The 236-nt window shown below is 69.1% G+C and carries 1 protein-coding gene; it reads right to left on the bottom strand.

The window, feature by feature from the left end:
- The coding region (locus AC6UDG_RS07865) for an aldehyde dehydrogenase family protein (RefSeq protein ID WP_500707013.1) at window positions 1-236 on the bottom strand (236 nt) is incomplete at both ends.

Genomic DNA, 236 nt, shown 5'->3' with positions numbered 1-236 from the left:
CGGCAGCACCGGGCCGAACTGTTCCTCGCGCACCAGCGGCGCATCGTCGTCGAGGTCGCGGACGATCGTCGGCGGGATGAAATAGCCGGGACGGTCGAGCGGCTCGCCCCCGGCAAGCACCGTGCCGCGCTGCTTGGCGTCCTCGATCAGCGCCTTGACCTTCTCGAACTGCATCTTGTTCTGCACCGGGCCGACCTTGGCGCCCTGCTTGGCGCCGTCGTCGACCACGGTGTTGC

The sequence above is a fragment of the Fructilactobacillus sp. X2R1C1 genome (assembly GCF_059901435.1).
The sequence above is the reverse complement of the archived record's forward strand: the minus strand, read 5'-3'. Positions and strand labels throughout refer to the sequence as shown.